Consider the following 17,569-nt stretch of genomic DNA (forward strand, 5'->3'; position numbering starts at 1 on the left):
CGCCGGTGCCGCCGAGCCGCTATCTCAGTCGGGCCAGCGCGCCAGTTGTTGCGGCGCGATCCCCACCCGCCGGCAGGCGCGTTGCGCGATGCCGTCGTTGAGCGCGATGCGGAACAGCGGCGCCAGCCCGCGCAGCACCCATGCCGACGCCGCTGCGCGGACGCCTTGCAGGCGCCCGCGTCCGAGCATCGCCGTGGCCCAGGGCGGCAGCAGCGCCGCGCCGGCGCCGAGGAACAGGTCGCGCGACAGGCCCGCGGCCGGCACCGGCAGGCGCAACCCGGCCAGCACCGCCAGCACCTCGCGAGCGCGCGTCCACCCGCAGCTGCGGTTGCAGCTGCGCGAAGTAGGCCTGCACTTCGCGCTCGGACGCCGGCACCGCCTGCGCGCCCAGCGCCTCGGCCACGCGCCGCACTTCGTCGTAGTAGCGGTCGGCGATGGGCTCGGGCACCGGGCGGCAATAGCGGCGGTAGCCGTGCAGGAAGCCGTAGGCCTCGGTGACGTGCACCCAGGTGAGCAGCGCCGGATCGTCGGCGGCATAGGCGCGGCCGTCTGGCGTGCGGCCGCGGATCCGGGCGTGGATCGTGCGCACGCGCTGGATCAGCCGTTGCGCCTCGGCCTGCGGCGCGTAGCTGGTGGCGGCGACGAACTGGGTGGTGCGGCGCAGGCGCCCGACCAGATCGTCGCGGAAATTGGAATGGTCGTACACGCCGGCCAGCGCCAGCGGATGCAGGGTCTGCAGCAGCAACGCGCACAGCCCGCCGGAGAGCATGCCGGGGAATTCGGCATGGATGCGCCAGGTGACGCTGTCCGGGCCGAACAGGCCGGCGTCGCCGCGCGGCTGGTCGTAATCGATGCTGCTGTGGCCGCGCGGGAACGCGCCCAGCACCCAACGGCGGATCTGGGCGGTGGCGGGAGCGGTGAGCGTGCGCAGCATGGCGGTCATCGCGCCATGGTAGCGAGCGGCATGCATGCGCCGCGCAAACCGCGCTGCCGCGCGCAGCGCGGGTGCTGCGCCGGGACCGGTCGGCGCGGGCGGATGCCGCCGCGCCCGTTGTGCAGATGCAGCATGCCTATCGCGGCCGGTGTGCTAGAAAGAAGCTGCTTCAAGATTGCCAAGGGCGTCGCCGCCTGTCACCGCATCTGCAAGGAGCCTGTCATGATCGCTTTGTTCAAGGGGTTGGGGTTGTTGCTGGAGGACAACGCGCTGCACCAGCGCTCGTTCCCCGAACAGGTCGCGCATTGGCAGCACAAGAGCGAGGCCCAGCTGCGCTCGGAAGTCGACCTGCTGGCCAAGGCCAAGCAGCAATGGCTGGTGGCTTCGATCGTCGGCTGGCAGGCGATCTCGCTGGTGATCCTGGGGGTCATCACCAACCAGCTGTGGCAGCACGACTACCACGTGACCTTCTCGCGCGTCGTCATCGTGTTCAGTTCCTGGGTCGCGATCCTGTTCGTGATCTGGTTCATCGCCAACATGTTCGACCGCACCGCCGGCTTCGAGCGCTGGCTCACCGCCTTCAACAGCCGCGAGCCGCTGTCCGTCGACGCCGATACGGTGGAGTGCGTGGCCGATGCGCTGAACATGGCGCGCAAGTATCCGGAGATCCTCGAATACAAGCGCGAGGTGGTCGCCAACCGCGAACTGCGCCACGAGGACATCCGCATCATGCGCGAGATGGGCCGCATCCGCCTGCATGCCGAACTGGTCGCCGCGCTGACCCAGTTCGAGGGCCTGCCGCCCGGCGGCCAGACCGGCGTGTTCCGCGTCGCCGGCTGAGCCGGCTGCGGCACGCGTTTCCCGCTGCGGCGCGCATACGAGCGCGCTGCGGCGCTGCGCAGCGGATGTCGGGCTTTCCGCGCTGCCACGCAGTCCGTTCCGCAGTCGTCGCCACCTCCGTCGCCGCTGCCTGCCGCGACGTCGCCGCACGCTGCCGCCGATCGCACGCACGCCATGAGCTGAAGCCGCTGCCGTTCGCGGCGGGATGACCGCATGTAGGCGCGGCATTCCTGCACGTGCGCCTGCGCGGCGCATGCCGTCTCCGCGTCGCCACGACCATCGCAACGCCGGCAACGGCGCCGCGTCTTCCCGCTGCCCGCATCCGCGCCTGCGGCGCTGCCGCGTGGAAGCGCACCTGGACCTGGCCTGCAACCATGTCGCCGAAGCGATGCGCCGGGGGCGACCGGACCGCCTTCCACGCCCGCGGCGTCGGCCGGCACCCGTGGGCTGCCGGAGCCACGAACACTCGAAACCGGTACACGCCGCGCCGGCCGCGGACGCTTCGCAAAACCCTCTTCGCGAAATATAATCATTCTCGATTAGCCCTCCCCGCCTCTACCCCACGGTCCCGATGAAACTGCATCCCCTCCCGCTCGCCTGCCTGCTCGGCATGGCGGCTTCCGCTCCTGCGCGCGCGACCGACATCGCCGATGCCGCGCAGGCCACCGCGCTGCCCACGGTGCAGGTCCGCGCCGAGGCGGCCGACGACGGCTTCCGCAGCACCGCACCGGCGCACGCCGACAAGTCGGACGCGCCATTGGCGCAGACTCCGTTCTCGATCACCGTGGTGCCGCGCGCGCTGCTGGACAGCCAGCAGGCGCAGACCCTGGCCGATGCGCTGCACAACGTGTCCGGCGTGGTCGCCAACACCTTCGGCCGGCGCGGCTGGGACGACCTGATCATCCGCGGCCAGACCGCCTCCGACTCGCTGTTCGTCGATGGCCTGCGCACCGCGGCCAACAACCGCGTCGCCGAACAGCTGTTCGGCATGCAGCAGGTGGAAGTGCTGAAGGGGCCGGCCTCGCTGCTCTACGGCCAGGTCCTGCCCGGCGGCTTGGTCAACCTGATCAGCAAGCGCCCCGAGCGGCAGCCGCTGCGCCGCGCCGAACTGGAAGCCGGCAGCGACGGCCTGCGCCAGGGCAGCTTCGACCTGAACCAGCCGCTGTCGGCCAACGGCAAGGCCGCGCTGCGGCTTAACGGCCTGGCGATGAATTCGGAAGACCCCACCGACCACGTGTACTTCCGCAGCCGCTGGATCGCGCCGTCGCTGTCGCTGGACCTGGGCGAGCGCACCGATTTCGTGATCCTCACCAGTTACCAGGAGCGCGACTACATCCGCCAGCAGGGCCTGCCGTGGGAAGGCAGCGCCGAAGCCAATCCGAACGGCAGGATCGACCGCTCGCTGTTCACCGGCGAGCCCACCCAGCCGCCCTACCACAGCCACCAGAGCCGCGTCGGCTATGTGCTGGACCACCGCTTCGATAACGGCTGGACCCTGCACCACGCCGCGCGCTGGCAGGAGTTCGGGTTGGACGGTTTCTTTATCGCCAACAACGGCCTGGCCGCCGACCTGCGCACGCTGCGCCGCACCGCCACCGACCAGCACTACGACGGCCGCACCTGGGTGCAGGACACGTATCTGCAAGGCGGCTTCGCCACCGGCGCCTGGCAGCACACGCTGACCGCCGGCGTGGACGCGTTCAAGACCTGGGAATGGAACGTGCAGTCCACCTGCCGGGTCGGCACGCTGGACATCTACGCGCCGGTCTACGGCGGCGCGATCACCTGCCCGGCCACGCCCACCCGCGACAACCTCAGCGTGGTCGCCTCCGGCGGCCTGTACCTGCGCGACCGCATCCAGTTCGCGCCGGACTGGCAACTGCTGCTGGGCCTGCGCCACGACCGCAGCCGCAACCGCAGCGAGGACCGCCTCACCGGCGTGGACGCGCGCAACGACGCCAGCGTCACCACCGGCTCGGCGGCACTGATGTTCGATGCCGGCGGCGGGCTGCGCCCCTACGCCAGCGTGGCCACCTCGTTCTATCCGAACGTCGGCACCGACGTGCAGGGCGCGCAGTTCGATCCGGAGCGCGGCCGCCAGGTGGAACTGGGGGTGAAGATGGAACTGGACGCCGGCACCAGCCTGAGCATGGCGCTGTACGACCTGCGCCGGCGCAACGTGCTGCAGAGCGATCCGCTCAACGACGGCTACAGCATCGCGGTCGGCGAACAGCGCAGCCGCGGCGTGGAGCTCAACGCCGCCGCCGACCTGGGCAGCGGGCTCAGCCTGTTCGCCGGCTACGCCTACACCGACGCGGTGGTCACCGACGATGGCGCGCAGCGCGTCACCACCGTCGGCGACCGCCTGTACAACGTGCCCAGGCACAGCGGCTCGCTGTGGCTGCAGTACGCGCCGCACGGGGTGGACGACGGCTGGACCGTCAGCGGCGGCGCGCGCGCCGAAGGCGAGAAGACCGCCTACGGCCACCGCATCCCCGGCTACGTGGTGTTCGATGCCGGCCTGGCCTACCGCCAGGGCCACCTGCGCTACGCGCTGAACCTGAAGAACGCGTTCGACCACGACTACTACGCCGGCGGCCTGCAGCGCGCGGTGGCGCTGGGCGACCCGCGCACGCTGCTGTTCTCGGTGGGCGTGGACTACTAGGCGCGTTCCCTTCCGCTGCGTGCCCCCTGTAGGAGCGACTTCAGTCGCGACGCGCGGAGGTGGGATTGGCGGCGGTTCAGGCTGCCTGTCGCGGCTAAAGCCGCTCCTACAGTGCACTCAGCGAGTTCGCCGCGAGATTTCGGCTAAAGCCGCTCCTACAGTGCGCCCCGCGAGTTCGCCGCAAGATTTCTGCAGGAGTGGTTTTCATCCGCACGAACGAAGCCGTCCATCGCCCGGCTTCGGCAGCAGTCGGGACTGAAGTCCCACAGTGCACCCAGTCGACCCGCGGCAAATCGACTGGTCTGCCACACGCCCCTGTAGGAGCGACTTCAGTCGCGACGAGCGAAGCCCGCAAAAACTCGGCGGCTTCGTGACTGTCGGGCAGAAGCCCGTTACAGCATCCGCAGCAAAAAGCCTGGAGCCTGCCGCGCTCAGCCCCGCACTCAGCCCCGCGCGCAACGCTGCGTCGCGGACGGGGTCTCGGGCGTGACGCATTGGTCGAAATCGGGCGACAAGCCGCCGATCTCGCGGCGCTGGCCGACCGGCAGGTCGAACTCCTGCAGCATGCGCGGCACGCACGCCGCCGGATCGTTGCCGTTGGGCGCGCCCGGCGCCGTGCAGGTCGCGTAGACCTGGTAGTGGCAGCGGCCGCTGCGGCTGTCCACGCAACGGAACGTGGCCAGCCCGCCGCGGTAGGTGGTGCGGCTGAAGATCACCGCCACCCCGCGCTCGCTGGTATGCACCACCGATTCGCGGCTGGCGCTGGTGGACAGGTCGAGGTTGGCGTGTCCCTGGCAGCCGGCGATGCCGAGCAGGCACGACCACAGCATGGAAAGCAGGCGCATGGCGAATTCCTTGTTCCAGTGCGAAATGGCGGAGGCGGCGCTACATGCCGCGGAACAGACTCATGTACGGCTGGCTGACGGTCAGCACTTCGTCGCGGTGGCGCAGCTTCATCCGGCCCTTGCCGGTGTCGTCGCGGACCACCGAGGCCACCGCCTTCAGGTTGACGATGGTGGAGCGGTGGATCTGCCGGAACGCGGCCGGGTCCAGCACGTCCAGCAGTTCGCGCAGCGGCGTGCGCAGCAGCGCTTCGCCGTCGCGGGTCAGCACCGTGGTGTACTTGTTGTCGGCCTGGAAATAGACCACGTCGTCGAGCAGGATCAGCCGCGTCTCGCGGCCGCTGTTGGCGGTGATCCAGGCCAGCGGCGGCGGCGCGGTGGGCGACGGCGGGCGCTGCCCCAGGCGCTGCAGCAGGGCATCGAGCACCGCCACGTCCGGGCCCTGCGCGGCGCGCGCCTGCAGCCGCTGCACGGTCGCCAGCAGGCGTTCGCGCGCGATCGGCTTGAGCAGGTAGTCCACCGCGCCCTGTTCGAACGCGTCGATCGCGTACTGGTCGTAGGCGGTGACGAACACCACCTGGGTGCGCGGGCTCAGCTCGCCCAGCGCGCGCGCCACCTCGATGCCGCTCAGGCCGGGCATGCGGATGTCCAGGAAGGCCACGTCCGGCTGGTGCTCGGCCAGGCGTTCCAGCGCGCTGGCGCCGTCCTCGCATTCGGCGACGATGCGCAGCTGCGGCCAGACCTCGGCCAGCAGCGCGACCAGCGCGGTGCGCAGCAGTTCCTCGTCCTCGGCGATGACCGCATCAACCATGGCGCGCTCCTGCCGGCAGCGGCGGCGGCACCGGCGGCGACGGCGATTGCCATTGCGGCGGACATGGCAGGGTGATCGTCGCGGCCACGCCGCTGGGGAAGTTGGACACGATCGCGAACGTGGCCGCGCCGGCATAGGTCAGGCGCAGACGTTCGCGCAGGTTCTTCAGGCCGATGCCGGTGCCGCTGGACTGGCTGTTGAAGCCCAGGCCGTCGTCGGCGACGGTGACGGTGACGTGGTCGTCGAAGGCGCGCGCCAGGATCCAGATCGTGCCGCCGCCGGGCTTGGGCTCCAGGCCGTGCTTGATCGCGTTCTCCACCAGCGTCTGCAGCATCATCGACGGCAGCGCCAGGTGCTTCATCGTCTCGGGCACCTGCACTTCCAGTTGCAGCCGCGCGCCCATCCGGATCTTGAGGATCTCCAGGTAGGCCTGGGCGCGTTCGAGTTCCTCGCCGAGCGAACTCAGCGCGTCCTCGGCGCTGGGCAGCGAACGGCGCAGGTACTGGATCAGGTAGCCGAGCATCAGGTCCGCGCGCGGCGGATCGGTGCGCGCCAGCACCTGCGCGCTGGCCAGCGTGTTGTACAGGAAGTGCGGTTCGACCTGCGCGTGCAGCAGGTTCAGCCGCGCCACGGTCAGCTCCTGCTCGGTGGCCGCCTGCGCAGCGGCGGCCTGCTCGTCGCGGCGCTGCTCGGCGACGCGGCGCGCCACGGCGCGGCTCAGCGCCTCGGCGTTCTCGTAGTTGCTGCCCTCGTCGACCGCGAACAGGTCGATCCAGGCGCTGGCGTCCGGCTCCAGCAGCAGGGTCAGGCTGCTGGTGCCGGCGCCGGGCGTCACCGTCGCCAGCACCTGGTTGCGCTTGACCGCCACGCGCGCGGCCAGGTTCCAGCGCGAGGGCTTGCGGCCGTTGTACGGATCGATGCGGCGCACTTTCGCGCGCACCTGCAGGCTGTCGGCGGCGCTCTCGATCTCTTCCACCCGCGGCAGTTCACGCACCGCCGCATCGACCAGCGCGAACGCCTCGCGGGTGTCCAGCGGGATCTCGATCTGGCGCCGCTGGCGGCTGGACAGGGTGGCGCTGTCCAACTGCCCGGCGATCAGCCAGACCCGGCGCAGATGGGTGATGCCGGCGACCAGCGCCGACAGCATCAGCAGCATCGCCAGCAGGCCGAAGAACCAGCCCGGCGGTTCCTCCATGCCGTAGAACAGCCCGCTCCAGACGAAGCCGGCGACGATCAGCGCCGCCGCCCAGGCGCAGAGCAGGCGGACGATCAGGGACAGGCTGGAAACCATGGCGGCGGGGATCGGTGACATGGCCGCGAGCATAGCCGCGGCGGCGCGGGCCGCCAGTCCCCCGGCGACGAAACCGCGCCGGCGCGGACGGGACGCCGGATCGGCGGAGCGAAACCGCGGCGCTGGCGTCGGTGCGGACGTCGGCCGCGCGGCGGCCCCCGGGGCCCCGGCCGCCGCCACCGGCTTCGGCAGCGATGCGCGTGGTGCGTCCCGTGCGCCGCACCGGCCGTTCGCCTGCAGGCGCGCATGGCGCGGGCGGGCCACGCGACGCGAGCGCGGCCGCTCGCGTAGACTCCGCTCGCACGATCGAGGAGCCCGGCATGCACCGACGACATTTCCTGCGCAGCGGCGCGCTGGCCGCCGCCACGCTCGGCGCCGGGCCGTTGCTCGCCCACGCGCGGCGCGGCGCCGCGGCGGCGCCGCCGGCGTCGCCCGCCCTGCCGGTCCTCCCTGCACCGCCCGCCCCCGCCGCCTTCGCCACGCCGGCGCCGCTGGCGCCGATCCGCGCCAGTGCCGACCGCATCGTCGCGCTGCACGCCTGCACGCGGCCGTTCCGCGCGCAGGGGCCGCGCATCGAGGCCGAGCGCATCGGCCGCAAGACCGTGATCCACAACTACGGCCATGGCGGCAGCGGCTGGTCGCTGTCGTGGGGATCGGCGGCGATCGCCACGCAGCTGGCGCGCGCCACCGGCCAGTCGGAACTGGCGGTGATCGGCTGCGGCGCGATCGGCCTGACCACCGCGCTGGTCGCGCAGCGCGCCGGGCTGCGCGTGCGCATCTACGCCAAGGAGCGGCCGCCGGAAGTGCGTTCCTCCTTCGCCACCGGGGTGTGGTCGCCGGATTCGCGCGTGTGCAGCAGCGCCTACGCCACGCCGGAGTTCGGGCGGCGCTGGGAACAGATGGCGCGCACCTCGTTCGGCATGTACCAGAACCTGCTCGGCCTGCCCGGCGATCCGATCGAGTGGCGCGACGGCTATGTGCTGTCGGATGTGCCGTTCGACCAGCCCAGCGGCCATGGCGGGAACGGCGAGCCCGATTACCCGTCGCTGGAGGCGCAGTATCTGGCCGACCTGGGCCCGAACTCGCAGGCGCTGGCACCGGGGCAGCATCCGTTCCCGGTGGCGCACGTGCGCCGCTACACGCAGTTGGTGTTCAACATCAGCGCCTATGCGCGGCTGCTGCTGGACGACTTCCTCGCCGCCGGCGGCGAGATCCAGACGCGAGAGTTCGAAAGCCCGCGCCAGTTCGCCGAACTGCGCGAGAAGACCCTGGTCAACGCCACCGGCTACGGCGCGCGCGCCCTGCTCGGCGACGACAGCCTGGTGCCGGTGCGCGGGCAGACCGCGCGGCTGGTGCCGCAGCCGGAAGTCACCTACGGGCTGGTTTACCGCGGCCACAACCTCAACGTGGTACCGCGCCGCGACGGCCTGCTGGTGCAGGCGCAGGCCGACGGCGACTTCGGCAATCCCGACGCCACGCCCGACCGCGCCGCCTCCGAAGCGGCGGTGGCGCGGCTGGCTGCGCTGTTCGCGTAAGCCGCGCGGCGCGCTGGTTCCCCAACCTCGCCGTGGCGGCGGCGACTTCGGTCGCGCGATCGATGGACATGCCGCCTGCGCGCTGCTTCGCTCGCCACGCCGTGGCGGGCGAGGCAGCGGTCGCCGAAGCCCCGGCGCGCCGCTTCGCAGGCGAGCGGCTGCGCTTCGCTCGTGCCAGCGCGCGGACGCCGTGCTGCGCCTCGCCGTCGCCTCCGCGACCGACCGGCGCGCGGGACATGCGTGTACGCGCTACAGCCGGCTGACGCCGCGGATGCGGATGTCGCCGCTGTCCACGCCATGCCGCTGCGCCGCCTGCGCGCGCAGCTGCTGCAGCAGCCGCTGCGGGTCCAGCGGCTCGCCGCTGTCCCAGCTGTGCGCCAGCGTGCCCCAGGCCACGCGCTGGCCGTAGCTGTAGGCCTCGTAGTCGGCCAGGTAGTGGCGCGCGCGCTCAGGTACCGACGTGCACATCGCCTTCGTAGCCGTTGCAGCCCAGGTGTTCCAGCGCGATCGACAAGGCCAGCGCGTAGCTCTGCGCGCAGTAGCCGCCGACCTGGCCCACGCGCTGCCGCGAGGCCACGCACAGGCAGGGTTCGCGCCGGTCGCAGGCGTCGTCGTGCACTTCCACGTACGGCCGGCCGAGGCGCGCGACCGCCGCGGCGGTGGCGGCGCTGTCCGAGCATGCGCCCGGATCCAGCAGCAGCATCTCCACCTGCGCCGCATCGGCCTGGGCCAGCGCCTGCAGCAGTTCGGCCTCGCTGGCGCAGCCGCGCACCGCCAGGGTCTTGCCGGCGCGGCCGGCATGCGCGAGCAATTGCCGCAGCACCGGCGGCGCGATGCGCGCCGGGCGGCCGCGATGGCCGGCCACGCAGTCCGGGCCGCGCAACAACAGGATCGACATGGCCGCGCCCTCAGTTGGCCAGCGCGGCGCGTGCGCCGAGCCGACGCGCGGCCACGCCCAGCGCGATGGCGTAGCTGTCGGCGAGCGCGCCGTTGGCGATCACCGTCAGCAGCGGCGCGTGGCGCGGATGCAGCAGCGGCTCCAGCGCCTGCGCGCTGGCGTCGTGCATCTCGATGTACGGATGGCCGAGCGCATCGAGCGCTTCGCGCAGCTGCGCGCCGTGTTCGGCCAGCTCCGCGGCCGGCAGCTCGCCGGAATCCAGCAGCACCAGCTCGGTCTCGTCGTGCGCGCCCTGCCGCAGCCGCGCCACGATCTGCGCCGCATCGGCGCAGGCCACCGGCACCACGCGGGCGCCGGACGCGCCGGCCAGCCGCCGGGCCACGGCAATGGCCGGCGCATCGCGGTGCGGGCCCTGGATCAACAGAATCGACATGGAACACATCCAACGGAAAGGACGCTGCAGACTCTAGGCGCGTGCCGCGTAAGCGCGCTATTTCGCCATGGCGTTGGGGCGTAAAGCTTGCGTAAGAAGTGCCGGGATTGGGGATTCGGGATTGGGGATTCGCAAAGGCGCCGGGCCGCGAAGCTCGGCTCTACGATGTCCTTTCTTCGAATCCCCAATCCCGAATCCCCAATCCCGGCAATGCGCCCCCGCTGCACTTCTGCGATCATCCGCGGTTTCCCGCTGCCGTCGCCGCCTGGAACGATGCCATGACCCAAACCGCCTTGCGCCGCGATGTCGGCCCGTTCGCCCTGATGCTGACCGGCCTGGGTTCGATCATCGGCTCCGGCTGGCTGTTCGGCGCCTGGCGCGCGGCCGGGCTGGCCGGCCCCGGCGCGATCTGGGCCTGGCTGCTGGGCGCGGCGATCGTCACCACCATCGCCCTGGCCTATGCCGAACTGGGCGCGATGTTCCCCGAGTCCGGCGGCATGGTCCGCTACAGCCACTATTCGCACGGCTCGCTGGTCGGCTTCATCGCCGGCTGGGCCAACTGGATCGCGATCGTGTCGGTGATCCCGGTGGAGGCCGAGGCCTCGGTGCAGTACATGGCATCGTGGCCGTGGCAATGGGCGCAGGACCTGTACGTGCAGCAGCCCGGCGGCGCCGGCGAGCTGTCGGTGCCGGGCCTGTACATCGCCGCGGCGCTGGTGCTGGTGTATTTCCTGCTGAACTTCTGGAGCGTCAAGCTGTTCGCGCGCTCCAACAGCCTGATCACCGTGTTCAAGCTGGTGGTGCCGGCGCTGACCGGCGTGGCGCTGATCGCCAGCGGTTTCCACGGCGAGAACTTCAGCGTCGGCCTGCATGGCGGCGCGCACACCATCGATTTCGCCGCGGTGCTGACCGCGGTGGCCACCGCCGGCATCGTGTTCAGCTTCAACGGCTTCCAGAGCCCGGTGAACCTGGCCGGCGAGGCGCGCGATCCCGGGCGCAGCATCCCGTTCGCGGTGCTGGGTTCGATCGCGCTGGCGACGGTGATCTACCTGATCCTGCAGGTGGCCTACATCGGCGCGGTGCCGCCGGACCTGCTGGCCAAGGCCGGCTGGCACGGCATCGATTTCCGCTCGCCGTTCGCGCAGCTGGCGATCATCGTCAACCTGCACTGGCTGGCGATGCTGCTGTACGTGGACGCCTTCGTCAGCCCCAGCGGCACCGGCATCACCTACACCGCCACCACCGCGCGGATGATCTACGGCATGGAGCGCAACGGCACGCTGCCGGCGGTGCTGGGCAAGCTGCATCCGCACTGGGGCGTGCCGCGCCCGGCGATGTTCTTCAACCTGGCGGTGTCCTACCTGTTCCTGTTCTTCTTCCGCGGCTGGGGCACGCTGGCGGCGGTGATCTCGGTGGCCACGATCATCTCCTACCTGACCGGCCCGATCAGCGCGATGGCGCTGCGCCGCCACGCGCCGGAGATGCACCGCCCGCTGCGCATCGTCGGCCTGCCGGTGCTGGCCGCGGCGGCCTTCGTGCTGGCCACCGAACTGCTGTACTGGGCGCGCTGGCCGCTGACCGGCGAGATCATCGTGCTGATGCTGGTGGCGCTGCCGGTGTACGCCTACTACCAGCACCGCCAGGGCTGGCAGGATTTCGGCAAGCACCTGCGCGGCGCCAGCTGGCTGATCGCCTACCTGCCGACCATCGCGCTGCTGTCGTGGGCCGGCAGCACCACCTTCGGCGGCCATGGCTATCTGTCCTACGGTCCGGACCTGGCCGTGGTCGCGGTGGTCGCGCTGGGCTTCTATTTCTGGGGCGTGCGCGCCGGCTGGCGCACGCCGTCGCTGCAGCAGGCCAGCGCCGGCTGAGGCCGGCGTCGGCTCAGGCGCCGCGCAACGCCTGCAGCAGGCGCGAGACCAGCGTGGCGCCGATCAATCCCGGCAGGCTGCACAGCAACAGCAATGTGGCGGTCTCGGCGACGGAGTCGAAATCCAGCCCCAGCAGCGCGAACGCGGCGCCGAGGCAAGCCAGCGACAGCAACCATCCGGCCAAGCCGGTCCGTACATGCGCGTACCAACCACGCGCATCCGACCAGCGCCGCGCGACGAGGGCGCCGGTCAGCAGCGCCGGTAGCGCACCGGGTATGTAGGACATCAGCGCCATCATCAGTGCGACGGTCAGCGCATCGCCGGGCGACAGGGCCTCGGACCAAATCAGAAGCATGAGCGCCGCGACCAGGAACGTCCCCAGTGGCGGGCCCGCCATCACGAAGGCCAGCACCACCCGGGCGCGCATCCACCGGGGATGCGATGCCGCGGCCGCAGCGGGCCGGGGCGCGTCTTCCTTGATCGCAACCGCAGGCGGCCCGGATACGTCAGGCGCCGCCGATGCAGGGTCCGGCGGCGCGTTCGTCATGCCGCAGCCCGGCTCACCGCCGCTGCGCGGCGCTGGCGTCGCGGGTGGCGCGGAACTCCGAGTCGCTGCTCCAGTTGGGCCATTGCGGCGAGTTGGCCAGCTCGGCGCCCAGCGTGTACAGCACCTGCAGGTCGCGCGCGGCGCCGGCGAAGGTCCAGCTCGGCAGCCATTCGTCGCCGGGCTGGTGGTAGCGCTTGGCGGTGTAGTCGTCGGCGGCGGCCTTGCCCGCCTTGATCCCGCCGTCCACCCAGTCCTGCCCGGCCGCGAACGACAGCGCCGGCACGCCGCGCTTGGCGAAGGAGAAGTGGTCGGAGCGGAAGAAGTAGCCCGCTTCCGGCTTCGGGTCCGGCGTGTAGCGCAGGTCCCAGCGCTTGGCGACCGTCTTCAGCTCGTCGAGCAGGTCCAGCTTGGCGGTGCCGTAGATGCCGAAATCGCGCGACGGGCCGAACGGGCTCATGCCGTCCATGTTGATCACCGCCACCGTGCGCGCCAGCGGATACAGCGGCTTGGAGGCGTAGTACTCCGAGCCGAGCAGGCCCTTCTCCTCGGCGGTGACCGCCAGGAACACCACCGAGCGCTGCGGCGCCGGGCCCTTGGCGAACACCCGGCCCAGTTCCAGCAGCGCGGCGGTGCCGCTGGCGTTGTCCAGCGCGCCGTTGAAGATGCGATCGCCGTTGGCGTCCGGAGCGCCCACGCCGATGTGGTCCCAGTGCGCGGTGTAGATCACGCTGTCGTCCGGGTGGGTGCTGCCGGGCAGCCGCGCGACCACGTTGTGCGAGGTGATCACCTCCGACTTCACCGCGTAGTCGGCGTGCAGCCGCTCGCCCTTCAGTTCCACCGGCTTGAACTCGCGCGATTGCGCCTGCTTCTTCAACGCCTCGAAATCCAGCCCGGCGCGCTTGAACAGGTCCGCCGCGACGTCGCGCTGGATCCAGCCCTCGAGCGCGGGATGCGCGGACCTGGGATCGTCGCGGACCACGTCGAACATGCTGTTGGTGTTGGAGCTGGCCACCGTGGCCCAGCCGTAGGAGGCCGGTGCGGTCTCGTGCACGATCAGCACGCCGGCCGCGCCCTGCCGCGCGCCTTCTTCGTACTTGTAGGTCCAGCGGCCGTAGTAGGTCATGCCCTTGCCGTCGAACGCGCCCTTGCCGGTCTCGAAGTCCGGGTCGTTGATCAGCACCACCGCGATCTTGCCCTTGAGGTCCACGCCCTTGAAATCGTCCCAGCCGCGCTCCGGCGCCTTGACCCCGTAGCCGACGAACACCAGCGGCGCGCCGTCGATGGCGACCTGGCTGCTGCCGTCGAGCGCGGCGCGCACGGCGATCTGCTGGCCCTGGGTCAATGCCTGGCGCTGGCCGCCGGCCTCGATCGCCAGCTGCGGGGTACCGACGATGTCGGCGCGGCGCAGCGGCACCGCCTGCGTCCACAGGCGCTTGCCGTCGCGCAGATCGCCGCCCGGCTGCAGGCCGGCGGCCTGGAACTGCGCGCTCAGGTAGGCCACGGTCTTGTCCTCGCCCGGCGTGGCCGGCGCGCGGCCCTCGTAGGCGTCGGACGCCAGCGTCTTGACGTCGGCGGAAATGCGCTGCGTATCGAAGCCCGGCGCGGACGGCGGCGCCGCCATCAGTGCGCCGGACACCGCCAGCGCCAGCATGCCCATGATCGGTCGCTTCACTCTTGCCCCTCGGTTGTGGTTTGCAGGTCCGAGTGTAGCGACGGATGCCGTGGCCGGCGCGCGAGCGGGCGGCGCTGTGCCATCAGTCACGTTCCGACCCCGCCGCGCGCCCACTATGCTGGACCATTCTCTTTGCCAGGCCCGGCCCATGCTCCGACCCTTGTCGCTGTTGATCTCCAGCATCCTCACCCTCGGCGCCGGCGCCGCGATCGCCCCGGCCAGCGCCGCGCCGCCGGCGCTGGCGGCCAAGGCCACCGTGCCGGAGATCGCCTACACCCGCTTCACCCTGCCCAACGGGCTGACCGTGGTGGTGCACGAGGACCACAAGGCGCCGGTGGTGGCGGTGAGCATCTGGTACCACATCGGCTCCGGCGACGAGCCGGCCGGCAAGACCGGCTTCGCGCACCTGTTCGAGCACCTGATGTTCTCCGGCTCGGAGAACCACAAGGGCACCTACTTCCAGCCGTTCGAGAAGGTCGGCGCCACCGACATGAACGGCACCACCTGGTTCGACCGCACCAACTACTTCGAGACCGTGCCGACCACCGCGCTGGACATGGCGCTGTGGATGGAATCGGACCGCATGGGCCACCTGCTCGGCGCGATCGGGCAGAAGGAACTGGACACCCAGCGCGGCGTGGTGCAGAACGAGAAGCGCCAGGGCGAGAACCGCCCCTACGGGCGCGTGGACGAGAACATCCTGGCCAACATCTTCCCGGCCAACCATCCCTACCAGCACGACACCATCGGCTCGATGGCCGACCTCGACGCGGCCTCGCTGGACGACGTCAAGCAGTGGTTCCACGACAACTACGGCGCCGCCAACACCACCCTGGTGCTGGCCGGCGACATCACCGTGGCCCAGGCCAAGGCCAAGGCCGAGCAGTACTTCGGCGACATCCCCGCCGGCAAGCCGGTGCCGCGCCAGCAGCCGTGGATCACCCCGCTGGCCAAGCAGACCCGCGGCGTGCAGCACGACCAGGTCGCGCAGCCGCGCATCTACCGCACCTGGGTGGCGCCGCAGCTGGGCACCGACGACGCGGTGCAGCTGGACCTGGCCACCACCGTGCTCGGCGGCGGCAAGACCAGCCGCCTGTACCAGCGCCTGGTGTACCGCGACAACCTGGTGGACGACGTCTCGGCCAGCATCCAGCCGTTCGCGCTGGCCAGCCAGCTGCAGATCAGCGCCGACGTGAAGGACGGCGTGGACCCGGCCAAGGTCGAGGCCGCCATCGCCGACGAACTGAAGAAGTTCCTGGCCGAAGGCCCGACCGCCGACGAACTGCAGCGCGCGCAGGTCAACTACCGCGCCGGCTTCGTGCGCGGCCTGGAGAAGGTCGGCGGCTTCACCGGCAAGGCCGCGATCCTGGCCGAGGGCCAGGTCTACCGCAACGATCCGGGCGCCTACAAGCACGACCTGCAACGCGCCCAGGCCGCCACCGCGGCCAGCGTGCGCAAGGCCGCCGACACCTGGTTCGGCAAGGGCGACTACCTGCTGACGGTGCTGCCGGCCGGCGAGGGCTTCGACCCGGTGGCCGAGGACAAGGCGCTCAAGCCGCTGCCCGCGGCCGACGGCAAGCCCGCGCCCAAGCTGCCGGCCAAGGCCAGCTACAGCGCCGGCAAGAACCAGGTCGATCGCGCCGCCGGCATCCCGGAGACCAACCAGTTCCCGAGCCTGAGCTTCCCGCAGCTGCAGCGCGGCAAGCTCAAGAACGGCATCGAGGTGGTGCTGGCCGAGCGCCACACCATCCCGGTGACCCAGATCGAACTGCTGTTCGACGCCGGCTATGCGGTCGACCAGGGCGGCAAGCTCGGCACCGCCAACTTCACCGCGGCGCTGATGAACGAGAGCACCCGCAGCCTGGATTCGGTGGAAGTGGCGCAGCGCCGCCAGCGCCTGGGCGCGATCACCAGCGTGGCATGCGAACTGGACAGCTGCGCCGCCTCGCTCGATGCGCTCAACGACCAGCTGGCGCCGTCGCTGGCGCTGTTCGCCGACATCGTGCGCAACCCGGCGTTCAAGGCCGAGGACATCGAGCGCGTGCGCGGCCAGTGGCTGGCCTCCATCGCGCAGGAGAAGACCCAGCCGCAGGGCCTGGCGCTGCGCACCCTGCCGCCGCTGCTGTACGGTCCGCAGCATCCCTACGGCGTGCCGCTCACCGGCAGCGGCACCGAGGCGGCGATCAAGAGCCTGAGCGCCAGCGACCTGACCGCGTTCCAGGCCAACTGGCTGCGCCCGGACAACCTGCGCATCCTGGTCGCCGGCGACACCACCCTGGCACAGATCATCCCGCAGCTCGACGCCGCGTTCGGCGACTGGCAGCCGCCGGCCACCGCGCGCCCGGGCAAGACCCTGGCGCAGGTCGCCGCGCAGCCCAAGCCGCGGGTGTTCCTGATCAACCGCACCGACGCGCCGCAGTCGCTGATCCTGGCCGGCCTGCTGGCGCCGTCCACCAAGGCGCCGGACAACCTGGCCATCGGCGTGGCCAACGGCGCCTTCGGCGGCACCTTCACCTCGCGGTTGAACATGAACCTGCGCGAGGACAAGCGCTGGGCCTACGGCGCCAACAGCTTCATGCTGGATGCGCAGGGCCAGCGCCCGTTCCTGTTCTTCGCCCCGGTGCAGACCGACAAGACCGCCGAGTCGGCCGCCGAGATCCTGAAGGAAGCCAAGGCCGTGGTCGGCGACAAGCCGCTGACCAGCGATGAGATCGCCAAGATCAAGAACCAGCGCATCCGCGCCCTGCCGGGCAGCTTCGAGACCACCGGCGCGGTGCTGGGCGCGGTCGAGAGCATCGTCCAGTACGGCCGTCCGGACGACTACGTGCAGACCCTGAAGGCGCGCCTGGAAGCGATCGACCAGAACGCGGCGCAGGCGGCGATCAAGCAGATCGTCGCGCCGCAGGCGATGACCTGGGTCATCGTCGGCGACCTCAAGCAGATCGAGGCGCCGGTGCGCGCGCTGAAGCTGGGCGAGGTGCAGGTGCTGGACAGCGACGGCCAGCCGGTCAAGGCGAAGGCCAAGGCCGCCGCCAAGCAGTAAGGCCGCACGCGCATGGCCGGGCGGTCCCGGCCATGCGTCAGGCACGCAGGCGCGCGCGGATCGCCCGCGGTGCCGCGATGCTGCGTCGATGGCCCATCGGCCAGGCGACATGGTTGCGCGCCGGCAGCGCCGCCGCTGTCCGACCGATCGCGTGGAGCGGCGACACGCCACTGTTCGGTGCGCCGTT

Annotated in this window: 14 protein-coding genes; 5 read left to right on the forward strand and 9 right to left on the reverse strand. The window is 71.2% G+C overall.

Features of this window, described 5'->3' with window-relative positions; genetic code table 11:
• Positions 1-19 precede the first annotated feature (19 nt).
• Positions 20-943, reverse strand: a complete 924-nt coding sequence (locus tag OCJ37_RS18120) for an oxygenase MpaB family protein (RefSeq protein WP_263111084.1) — start codon at positions 941-943, stop codon at positions 20-22.
• Between the two features lie 213 nt (positions 944-1,156).
• Here OCJ37_RS18120 and OCJ37_RS18125 point away from each other — a divergent pair, with 213 nt between their 5' ends.
• The gene (locus OCJ37_RS18125; protein ID WP_263111085.1) at positions 1,157-1,774 is read left to right on the forward strand and encodes a hypothetical protein; all 618 of its coding nucleotides are present in this window, start codon (positions 1,157-1,159) and stop codon (positions 1,772-1,774) included.
• Positions 1,775-2,345: 571 nt separating this feature from the next.
• Positions 2,346-4,439 (forward strand): TonB-dependent siderophore receptor, encoded by a 2,094-nt coding sequence (locus tag OCJ37_RS18130; RefSeq protein ID WP_263111086.1) that lies wholly within the window; start codon positions 2,346-2,348, stop codon positions 4,437-4,439.
• 443 nt (positions 4,440-4,882) lie between these two features.
• Here the strand turns inward: OCJ37_RS18130 and OCJ37_RS18135 are convergent, their stop codons facing one another.
• From OCJ37_RS18135 to OCJ37_RS18145, 3 genes are read right to left on the reverse strand one after another with little or no spacing between them, the layout of a single operon-like run.
• The gene (locus OCJ37_RS18135; RefSeq protein ID WP_263111087.1) at positions 4,883-5,284 is read right to left on the reverse strand and encodes a hypothetical protein; all 402 of its coding nucleotides are present in this window, start codon (positions 5,282-5,284) and stop codon (positions 4,883-4,885) included.
• 40 nt (positions 5,285-5,324) lie between these two features.
• Positions 5,325-6,092, reverse strand: coding sequence for a LytR/AlgR family response regulator transcription factor (locus OCJ37_RS18140; protein WP_263111088.1), 768 nt, complete (start codon positions 6,090-6,092; stop codon positions 5,325-5,327).
• The gene (locus tag OCJ37_RS18145) at positions 6,085-7,383 is read right to left on the reverse strand and encodes a sensor histidine kinase (protein ID WP_263111089.1); all 1,299 of its coding nucleotides are present in this window, start codon (positions 7,381-7,383) and stop codon (positions 6,085-6,087) included. The genes OCJ37_RS18140 and OCJ37_RS18145 overlap by 8 nt, the downstream gene beginning before the upstream one ends.
• Positions 7,384-7,703: 320 nt before the next feature.
• Between OCJ37_RS18145 and OCJ37_RS18150 the strand changes: the two genes are divergently transcribed.
• On the forward strand, positions 7,704-8,918 hold the full coding sequence (locus OCJ37_RS18150) for an FAD-dependent oxidoreductase (RefSeq protein ID WP_263111090.1): 1,215 nt from the start codon (positions 7,704-7,706) through the stop codon (positions 8,916-8,918).
• Positions 8,919-9,167: 249 nt separating this feature from the next.
• Here the strand turns inward: OCJ37_RS18150 and OCJ37_RS18155 are convergent, their stop codons facing one another.
• From OCJ37_RS18155 to OCJ37_RS18165, 3 genes are read right to left on the reverse strand one after another with little or no spacing between them, the layout of a single operon-like run.
• The gene (locus OCJ37_RS18155; protein WP_263111091.1) at positions 9,168-9,386 is read right to left on the reverse strand and encodes a hypothetical protein; all 219 of its coding nucleotides are present in this window, start codon (positions 9,384-9,386) and stop codon (positions 9,168-9,170) included.
• Positions 9,367-9,816: a type II 3-dehydroquinate dehydratase gene (locus OCJ37_RS18160; RefSeq protein ID WP_263111092.1), complete on the reverse strand. Its 450-nt coding sequence runs from the start codon at positions 9,814-9,816 to the stop codon at positions 9,367-9,369. The genes OCJ37_RS18155 and OCJ37_RS18160 overlap by 20 nt, the downstream gene beginning before the upstream one ends.
• A 10-nt stretch (positions 9,817-9,826) precedes the next feature.
• Positions 9,827-10,249 carry a hypothetical protein gene (locus tag OCJ37_RS18165; protein ID WP_263111093.1) on the reverse strand — a complete coding sequence of 141 codons (423 nt, stop codon included), beginning with the start codon at positions 10,247-10,249 and terminating at the stop codon, positions 9,827-9,829.
• Between the two features lie 278 nt (positions 10,250-10,527).
• Here OCJ37_RS18165 and OCJ37_RS18170 point away from each other — a divergent pair, with 278 nt between their 5' ends.
• Complete coding sequence (locus OCJ37_RS18170) at positions 10,528-12,120, forward strand: APC family permease (protein WP_263111094.1); 1,593 nt, start codon at positions 10,528-10,530, stop codon at positions 12,118-12,120.
• A gap of 13 nt (positions 12,121-12,133) precedes the next feature.
• Here the strand turns inward: OCJ37_RS18170 and OCJ37_RS18175 are convergent, their stop codons facing one another.
• Together OCJ37_RS18175 and OCJ37_RS18180 are read right to left on the reverse strand one after the other, a co-directional pair.
• Positions 12,134-12,667: a hypothetical protein gene (locus OCJ37_RS18175; protein WP_263111095.1), complete on the reverse strand. Its 534-nt coding sequence runs from the start codon at positions 12,665-12,667 to the stop codon at positions 12,134-12,136.
• 13 nt (positions 12,668-12,680) lie between these two features.
• Positions 12,681-14,339, reverse strand: coding sequence for a M28 family metallopeptidase (locus OCJ37_RS18180; protein WP_263111096.1), 1,659 nt, complete (start codon positions 14,337-14,339; stop codon positions 12,681-12,683).
• A 148-nt stretch (positions 14,340-14,487) separates the two neighbouring features.
• Between OCJ37_RS18180 and OCJ37_RS18185 the strand changes: the two genes are divergently transcribed.
• Positions 14,488-17,382 carry a M16 family metallopeptidase gene (locus tag OCJ37_RS18185; protein ID WP_263111097.1) on the forward strand — a complete coding sequence of 965 codons (2,895 nt, stop codon included), beginning with the start codon at positions 14,488-14,490 and terminating at the stop codon, positions 17,380-17,382.
• Positions 17,383-17,569: the final 187 nt, after the last annotated feature.

Source organism: Xanthomonas sp. AM6, assembly GCF_025665335.1.
GTDB lineage: Bacteria > Pseudomonadota > Gammaproteobacteria > Xanthomonadales > Xanthomonadaceae > Xanthomonas_A.

What these genes read in the sequence shown, in the direction of transcription:
- OCJ37_RS18140 (WP_263111088.1), bottom strand. Translation starts at nt 6,092, where the DNA reads ATGGTTGATGCGGTCATCGCCGAGGACGAGGAACTGCTGCGCACCGCG.
- OCJ37_RS18120 (WP_263111084.1), bottom strand. Translation starts at nt 943, where the DNA reads ATGACCGCCATGCTGCGCACGCTCACCGCTCCCGCCACCGCCCAGATC.
- OCJ37_RS18130 (WP_263111086.1), top strand. Translation starts at nt 2,346, where the DNA reads ATGAAACTGCATCCCCTCCCGCTCGCCTGCCTGCTCGGCATGGCGGCT.
- OCJ37_RS18125 (WP_263111085.1), top strand. Translation starts at nt 1,157, where the DNA reads ATGATCGCTTTGTTCAAGGGGTTGGGGTTGTTGCTGGAGGACAACGCG.
- OCJ37_RS18170 (WP_263111094.1), top strand. Translation starts at nt 10,528, where the DNA reads ATGACCCAAACCGCCTTGCGCCGCGATGTCGGCCCGTTCGCCCTGATG.
- OCJ37_RS18165 (WP_263111093.1), bottom strand. Translation starts at nt 10,249, where the DNA reads ATGTCGATTCTGTTGATCCAGGGCCCGCACCGCGATGCGCCGGCCATT.
- OCJ37_RS18150 (WP_263111090.1), top strand. Translation starts at nt 7,704, where the DNA reads ATGCACCGACGACATTTCCTGCGCAGCGGCGCGCTGGCCGCCGCCACG.
- OCJ37_RS18145 (WP_263111089.1), bottom strand. Translation starts at nt 7,383, where the DNA reads ATGGTTTCCAGCCTGTCCCTGATCGTCCGCCTGCTCTGCGCCTGGGCG.
- OCJ37_RS18135 (WP_263111087.1), bottom strand. Translation starts at nt 5,284, where the DNA reads ATGCGCCTGCTTTCCATGCTGTGGTCGTGCCTGCTCGGCATCGCCGGC.
- OCJ37_RS18155 (WP_263111091.1), bottom strand. Translation starts at nt 9,386, where the DNA reads ATGTGCACGTCGGTACCTGAGCGCGCGCGCCACTACCTGGCCGACTAC.
- OCJ37_RS18160 (WP_263111092.1), bottom strand. Translation starts at nt 9,816, where the DNA reads ATGTCGATCCTGTTGTTGCGCGGCCCGGACTGCGTGGCCGGCCATCGC.
- OCJ37_RS18185 (WP_263111097.1), top strand. Translation starts at nt 14,488, where the DNA reads ATGCTCCGACCCTTGTCGCTGTTGATCTCCAGCATCCTCACCCTCGGC.
- OCJ37_RS18175 (WP_263111095.1), bottom strand. Translation starts at nt 12,667, where the DNA reads ATGACGAACGCGCCGCCGGACCCTGCATCGGCGGCGCCTGACGTATCC.